This is a genomic window from Kocuria sp. CPCC 205231, from assembly GCF_040980965.1.
In the GTDB taxonomy this organism is placed as follows: Bacteria; Actinomycetota; Actinomycetes; order Actinomycetales; family Micrococcaceae; genus Kocuria; species Kocuria rosea.
In genome coordinates this window covers 24766-32324 of the sequence record NZ_JAVKPP010000023.1, presented here as the reverse complement: position 1 = coordinate 32324, position 7559 = coordinate 24766, and the positions used below count along the sequence as shown (strand labels likewise).

Below are 7559 nucleotides of genomic sequence, written 5' to 3'. Positions count from 1 at the left end.
CGACTGGGTCGACGGCATGCGCGTCATCCCCGCCTCCCGCAGCAAGTACTCCCTCGAGGTCCCCGTCCCGGACACGGTCGAGGACCCGGCCGCGCAGCAGGCCGAGGCGGCGAAGAAGGCCGATGCAGTGAAGAAGGCAGAGGCTGCCAAGAAGGCGGCCGCCCAAAAGAAAGCAGCCCAGCAGAAGGCTACCGAGCAGAAGGCCGCGGCACAGAAGAAGCCTTTGAAGAAACCCCAGCCCACGACCGAGCCGTCCGCTCCGGTGAAGCCGGACCCCACAACGGCTCCTGCGTCACCGCCGGGGCAGAAGCCCACAACCGCTCCGGCCAAGCCCGTGAAGCCGGCCCAACCGGCCCCTACGCCCACCACCTCTACCCCCTCACCGTCACCGGCCAAGCCGACGCCGGCCAAGCCGTCCACGGATGCTGGGGAGGATCAGGAGCTCCTGCCCGGGGTCGCACCCCGGGTTCCGGACACCAAACGGGACACCGACCGTGACGGCACCCTCGATGTCGAGGACACGGACCTCGACGGGGACGGCACCGACAACGAGGAGGACGACAACCTCGACGGTGACAAGTTCCGCAACGAGGTGGACCCGGACATGGATGGTGACGGGCTGGTCAACGAGGAGGACCCGGACATCGACGGGGACGGCATTCCCAACGACAAGGACGAGGAACCCCGGCGTCCGGCACGGATAGTCGCCTCTACGCCGAAGCCTGAAACGGGTGAGCCGGCCGATCCCGCGGACACCGCGGATCCTGCCGGGAAGCCCGGAGCTACCGGGATCTCGCCGGTCACCGGCGCAGTTCCGGCTCCCTGAGTCATGCGCAGCCCCAGCCAGACGCCTGCATCCAGCTCAGGAACAACGCTGCACAAGGTGTCTCCCGGCACGCCTGGAACCACCGGGGTCACGCTCTGATGCTCCACGACCTCAGCCATCCACAGCGGAGCTGAGGGTGGCGGGTGTGGCGCGGGTTAGCGCTGGGTGAACCAGGCGCGGAAGGGGCGTCCCTTGCTTACGGGACACTTGCCTTCAGACAAGGGTCAAGGAAGGACCGCCGCGTCGGACTGCGACGCTCAGCACCCTGTCCACAAGAGACTGTTGACCCACGTCATCGCCACGAGATCGACGCAGTGGCGCTTTTGTTACGCCCTCGTAGGGAAATGGGCCGGCTGACAACAAACTCTCCTTTGCCTTAGTAAACTCTGGTCGTACTGTCAGCTTCACCTCTATTGGGCTGACAGAAAGACACCCCCATGTCTCATACCCTTCGTGGTGCCACCCCCGTGGCACCACGTACCTCTTCGGCCGGCGGACCACGTGGCTCGTCGGCATTCTTTATGCGCGGCCTGATGGCCGCCTCCCTAGCTGTTGTGGGTCATGAGGTTCTTGGCGCGGGTGCGTCGATGAGTTGAGGAACGGGCTCCTCGTCACAGGATGGAAGTTCCTACACCGTCCGTCCGCGCGAGAGAGCCCGTTCATGACCCACGTTAATGCACCTCTGACCCCGACCGGCCGGCTGCGCATGGTGTTGCGCCACCTCGAGGACGGGATCCCCAAGGCCCACGTGGCCGCGGAGTTCCGGGTCTCCCGGCCGACCGTGGCCACTTGGGTGGCCCGCTACCTCGAGGCCGGGGAAGCAGGGCTGATCGACCGTTCCTCTGCTCCGCACGAGAGACGTACGCGCACCCCGGCGGCGGTGGTCGACCTTATCGAGGCGCTCCGTCGGGGCCGCAAGTGGTCGGCGCGGCGCATCCACAGTCACCTGGCCGATTGCGCCGTGGCGATCAGTCTGCGCACCGTCGGCCGTTGGCTGCATCGACTCGGGATCTCCCGGCTGCGCGACCTCACCCCTGAGGGCGAGAACTCCCGCAGGGCCCCGGGACGGATCCGCGCCGCCTGGCCCGGACACATGGTCCATCTGGATGTGAAGAAGGTCGGCAGGATCCCTGACGGCGGCGGCTGGCGGGCCCATGGCCGCGGGTCCAGCGCCGCGAAGCAGTCCAAGCGCGGGCCCGGGGCGAAGGTCGGCTACACCTACCTGCACTCGGCCGTGGACGGGTTCTCCCGGCTGGCTTACACCGAGGCCCTCGCCGACGAGAAGGCCACGACCACGATCGGGTTCTTCTGCCGGGCGCGAGCCTTTTTCGCCGCCCACGGCATCACCCGTCTGCACCGGGTGGTCACGGACAACGGCGCCAACTACCGGGCCCGGGACTTCACCCGTTGCGTGGAAGCCTTGGCCGGCCGGCACCAGCGCATCAAGCCCTACACGCCACGGCACAACGGCAAGGTCGAGCGGTACAACCGGCTGCTGGCCGACGAGGTGCTCTACGTCCGCCCCTACGCCAGCGAGCAGGCCCGCCGGGACGCGATCGGGGTGTGGGTGAACCACTTCAACTACCATCGACCCCATACCGCCTGCGGCGATCAGCCCCCGGCCTCACGCGTCCCGGCCCGTGCCAATAACGTCATGCCCTCTTACAACTAGTCACTAACGGCTCCTACACCGCCACCGCCTACGAGTACGACCCCTACGGAGTTCCGACGCTGACCGAAGATTCCGGCGGATGGGGCACCCCCATGAATCCCTACCAGTTCAAAGGCGGCCTACACGATCGGACCACCAACTGGGTGAAGTTCGGCCACCGGTGGTATTCCGTAGCCTGGGGCCGCTTCTCCCAGATGGACACCCTTGACTCCCCGTTGGACCCGGCCAACGCCAACCGCTACGCCTTCGCCGCCAACGACCCCATCAACAACGCCGATCCGCTTGGATTGGCGACACTTAATGCCGACCTGGGGGTATGTATCATTTTCTGCGCCACTATATCCCCCGGAGTGGATACAGATGGTGATCGTGGACTTAACTTCGCCTTTGGTATTGGTCCTAAAATTGGCCCTAACATCGGCGTATCCACCGGAAGTGGAGACTATGAAAAGGGCGAGCGAGACTTCGGGGGCCAAATCGCAGGCAGCGCAGGACCATTTCGAGTAGCAGGTGGCGGCGGAACATCAGGCCTTCAAGGATCAGCCGGTCTAGGCGCTCCTGCTTTTGGCATAGCACCTGAATTCACGGTATCTGGCGGCCTCTAAATTACAATGTGAGGATTACATGAGTGCAAAGTTTTTTACATTACTAACATTCGGCACGTTCTTAATGATCGCAGTCGCAGCTTTAGTTTTCGTTTTTGCCGGAACGGAATGGCAGGGTAACAATAATGAGTCAACATGGGTCCTATCCGGAGGGTTTTTAGTATATTTCCTGGCGTTTTTTACATTTAATCGTGGATGGGGGCCCACGGAGTCAACAGTACATTACTTGCAGTCTTTCGACAGGAGTGCAACCACCGACGAAGTATTAGGCTTGTTTAAGAAATATTCATACCTTTTCCTTGTGGGTGCACTACTGCTGTTAATTACCGCAATAGCGTCACTCTTCATTTACTAAACTATTGAGTCTTACGCAAAAACGTAAGTTGTAATTAAAATAATGAGTTAACCAGGGGTGCCATTCAGTCAAGGGCACCCCTGGTCAACTTTTGCACAATATGTGCATTATGTTCAAAAATTCTCCTCAGAAAACGCTGGCATTATGGGTCCACTTAATTTTCCTGCAGGTTCTTGACGCTTCATCTTCTTAGATTGAAATCCTGCGACCCAAAGGGGGTAAAGGAACCCTTCATAGATGAGCATGGGTGAGCGGTTCTGCCGGGGTGTGTCACGGGGCGAGGAAGAGGTCGAGGCCTCCAGAATGGGGTGCTAAATCCAACCTTCCCTGAAGGCCTCGACATGCTTCATGCTAGGTGCGCGCCTGCCTGCACGCTCTTTGACCTGCCCGACGTTCACGTGCTCGCCGTCGAGCGTGGTCCACGCTCGTTCACCCTGACCGTCGAGACCGTGCCGTCGCTGACCGGGGGTCCTTCCTGCGGGGTGATCGCGACCGGCCACGGCCGGCGGACGGTTTTGCTCCACGACTTGCCATGCGCCGGAGTCCCGGTTCGGGTGGTGTTGGGCCAGAGGATCTACCGATGCCTCGAGGATGCCTGTGATGCGCTAACCTTCAGCGAGATCGACGAGCTGGCTGCACCTCGGTGCAAGCTCACCACTCGTGCAGTCACCTGGGCGGTGGCCCAATTGCGCGCCCATGACATCGTGATCTCGGCCCTGTCCAATATGCGCAGGATTGCCTGGAACACCGTGTGAAGCGCCATCACCCCGGTCTTCGAGGCCCACCTGGTCACTGAGGGAACCCTCCTGCTGCGGGACTACATCACGATTCGGAGGCAGGAAACCCTGCGGGGCTGATGCCCGCTTACCCCGCCCTATAGGGGGTGCCCGCCCAGGCAGCACGACATGTGCATCACAATGCCCGCAGGAGAAGACGGACTCAGATGGTCGTCGCTTGCGGCAGCTCCCGGATCCGCCGATACAGGGTTGCCCGGGACATCCCGAGATCTCGGGCGACCTGAGTGGCTGGCTCCCCGGAATCGACCAGCCGCAGGGCGTTGCGGACCTGAGAGTCGGTGAAGGTCTGGCGCCGCCCGCCCAGATCCTTGCTGGCCGCTCTGCGCTTGGCCACCGAGTCGGTGATCCGCTCCCGCTTGATCTCCAGTTCCATCTGCGCCAGAGCGGCCATGACCGTGAAGACCATCGAACCCATCGGAGTCGCGGTGTCCACGTCTCCCCCGCCCAAGTTCAGCACCCGCAGCCCGGCGCCTCTCCCCCGCAGCGCCTCAGCGAAGATCAGCATGTTCTGCGTCGACCGCCCCAAACGGTCCAGCGTGGTGATGACCAATGTGTCACCCTCCTCGAGTGCGGCCACGGCCTTGTCGAACTGCGGACGCGACGCACGTCCTCCAGACACTCCATGGTCCACATAGAGGTCATCACGCCGCACGCCGGCGGTCAGCAGGTCGGACACTTGACGGTACGCGTCCTGCTGCCGCGTCGACACCCGGGCATATCAGCTTCCCCAAGTCCACCCCATCTGTCTCGCAACTCACGTTGAGTATCCGATTCTAGGGTCCAGGATAAAGCACATAGCTACGAGACAGGCCGAACCGCGGAAACATGCGGGCGCAAATTTCTAGGACGAGACGTCTCGCATCCCTTACCCCGCGAGGCGCTGCCTGGCCGTAGATTCCGATCGGGAAACAACCTGGGACAGCCAGTGGTGCTCGATCGTAAACTGGGTATCGGGGGCGATGGCGATGGAATGGACCACGGAACAGATCAGCCAGATGCGCACCGGACGGGCGACCTACCGGGACAAGGTGCAGGGCACCGCCCTGACCTGGGTGCGCACCGGTGAGGAGACCGACGGGCAGTACAGCCTGCTGTACGCCGAATATGAGCCCGGCATCAAAGTGTTCCCGCACTACCACACTCTCTACACCGAGACCCTGCACATGTTCGAAGGCACTCTCACCGGCAAGATCGCGGGTCAGGACGTGCGGGTGGAAACCGGGCAGGAGGCGGTGGTCCCCCCGCGGGCGGTCCACCAATGGCTCAGTGCCGGAGATAAGACGTTGCGGTTTCTCCTGGAGGTCCGCCCCGCCCACGCCGGGTTCGAGAAGTGGCTGGTCGCCCTTCAGAACATGGCCACCGACGGGCAGACCCACCCCGACGGGCGGCCGAAGAAGCTCACGTGGGGGGCGTTGATCTTGGTGGAGTCCGACATCCACCCCGCCGGCCCCGCACGGGCAATGACCCCGCTCCTGCAGGTGCTGGCGGCCCGGGCACGCAAGACAGGCCTGGACCGACAGCTCGAGGAACGCTACTACCGTCAACCCTAGGGAACAGGTGCGCTGATTTTCGCCGAGTGGCCGCCGAACCGACACCTGCAGCGGGAAACGAAGCAGTCGCCCTGAATATGCTCACGCAGGTCTTCTGTCAGTTTCCGAAGTCGACTGCACAAATGGCAGATGTCCTCTGCACGGTGGTTGGGCCCATGCTACCGAGGGGCTGTCCGGCCGGCTGGTTGAGAGAACGGCAACGGTGGGCAGCGCGGTCGTCACCGCCGCGGTGGCCAGGCATTTCCTGGGAGGCCGGTGTGGCCGGGTCCGGCCCAGGGCGGGTATCGAAGGCCGTGAGGACGAATCTCACTTCGATCTCGTGGTCAGCCACCCCCGTGTTCCGAACGGAGAATGTCGGTCGGACATCGGGGACCCCATCGGTATCTGCTGCCCGCCCCCGCTGGTGCCGGCCTGCGACCCACCCCCTTTTTCAGGCGCGGTCGCCGAGGTCGACGATGTGCGCGGGGAGACGCTCGTTGCTGCCGTACATGAAGTGGTTCTCCATCCGCTCGGAGAACCGGCTTGCTTCGGTCACACGCCCCACAGCTTCGGCGACCTCACGCACGAGCATCGGAGAGGCCCCGCAGCATACGCCGAGGTAGCGGACACCGAGCTCGAGGGCCTCTTGGGCGAAACGCCTGATCTCGTACCGGTTGGTGGCCAACGGGTCCAGCGCGGTCGGGAACGTCCGTTGGTGCGGAGAGGCCACGCGTGCGTGCGGATCGGAGAGGTTGAAGAAGGTCGGTTCGCTGTTCGTCGTGCGATACGGCACCGGAAGCGCAGCGACGTGGCACGAGACCGCCGCACGGATCTGTCTCACCCACGGCATCATCGTCTCCGGGCCCCGGAAGCAGTTCATGCCCACGACATCGGCGCCGGCCTGCTCGAGGCGCTGGGCGGTCTCTACCACGCCGATTCCGTCGGCCATCTCCTCGAAGGCCATCGGAGCGAGAGTGATGACGACGGGCAGCCCGGACTTCTGTGCCACTTCCAGGGCGGCCAGTGCTTCGCCGGCGTAGTAGAAGGTCTCCCCGACGATGAGGTCGGCTCCTTCCTCGATCGCCCACCCCACCATCTCCTCGAACATCGCCCGCACCGCGGTTTGGCTGCCCGGGTCGGAGGGATTCCAGATGTTGGTGTTCGAGATGTTTCCCGCCATCAGGTTCCCGGGACGGGCGTCGGCCACCTCTCGGGCGATCTGCAGTGCGGATCGATTGAGCGGTTCGAGCAGATCCTCCTTGCCGATGACTCGCATTTTCTCGCGGTGTCCGTTGTAGGTGAAGGCCTCGACGATGTCCGATCCGGCGCGCTGGAAGTCCACATGCAGCGCGCGCAGAGCTTCCGGGTACTCCAGGGCGACTTCGGGAACGAACTCGCCCGCGCTGAGGTATCCCCTGCGCTCCAGTTCGAACAGGAAGCCCTCGGCGCAGATGACAGGACCTGCTGCCAGACGCTCGGTCAGGGTGGGTGTAGCGGCCATGCGGGGCCTCCTCGAATCTCGACTGATGTGAGAGTGCACGATCCCGCGCGGTCCTGAAACCGGCCCTGGAGTCGTGCCGTTAGACGGGAACATACGCACCTGCCCCGGCCTGTGGGCTGCCGGCTGCCTTCGACCGTCACATTCGATCACGGATCGCCGTTGCACAGACCACCTTGGAAGGCCCGAGCCTGCGAATTCTTCTCGTTCGGTGGCGGTCTTCGGTGGCGGTCTTCGGTGCTTGCTTCGTGGTGGCATCTCCTCCGGGCCACGATGC

At 63.5% G+C, this 7559-nt stretch carries 5 protein-coding genes and 2 pseudogenes; 5 read left to right on the top strand and 2 right to left on the bottom strand.

Translation table 11 applies throughout. The features are described 5' to 3' along the window. The 4 genes and pseudogenes from RF640_RS17440 to RF640_RS17425 form a co-directional block, all read left to right on the top strand. Positions 1 to 826, top strand: a pseudogene (locus tag RF640_RS17440) (hypothetical protein); the annotation flags it as partial. A gap of 661 nt (positions 827 to 1487) precedes the next feature. Further along, positions 1488 to 2498, top strand: coding sequence for an IS481 family transposase (locus RF640_RS17435; RefSeq protein WP_368828488.1), 1011 nt, complete (start codon positions 1488 to 1490; stop codon positions 2496 to 2498). A gap of 47 nt (positions 2499 to 2545) precedes the next feature. Continuing rightward, positions 2546 to 3103, top strand: a pseudogene (locus RF640_RS17430) (RHS repeat-associated core domain-containing protein); the annotation flags it as partial. 753 nt (positions 3104 to 3856) lie between these two features. Beyond that, the gene (locus RF640_RS17425; RefSeq protein WP_290467641.1) at positions 3857 to 4213 is read left to right on the top strand and encodes a hypothetical protein; all 357 of its coding nucleotides are present in this window, start codon (positions 3857 to 3859) and stop codon (positions 4211 to 4213) included. Between the two features lie 184 nt (positions 4214 to 4397). Here the strand turns inward: RF640_RS17425 and RF640_RS17420 are convergent, their stop codons facing one another. After that, complete coding sequence (locus RF640_RS17420; protein ID WP_290467642.1) at positions 4398 to 4964, bottom strand: recombinase family protein; 567 nt, start codon at positions 4962 to 4964, stop codon at positions 4398 to 4400. Between the two features lie 250 nt (positions 4965 to 5214). Between RF640_RS17420 and RF640_RS17415 the strand changes: the two genes are divergently transcribed. Further along, on the top strand, positions 5215 to 5805 hold the full coding sequence (locus RF640_RS17415) for a cupin domain-containing protein (protein WP_368828487.1): 591 nt from the start codon (positions 5215 to 5217) through the stop codon (positions 5803 to 5805). 430 nt (positions 5806 to 6235) lie between these two features. Here the strand turns inward: RF640_RS17415 and RF640_RS17410 are convergent, their stop codons facing one another. Further along, the gene (locus tag RF640_RS17410; RefSeq protein WP_368828486.1) at positions 6236 to 7285 is read right to left on the bottom strand and encodes a homocysteine S-methyltransferase family protein; all 1050 of its coding nucleotides are present in this window, start codon (positions 7283 to 7285) and stop codon (positions 6236 to 6238) included. Positions 7286 to 7559 lie beyond the last annotated feature (274 nt).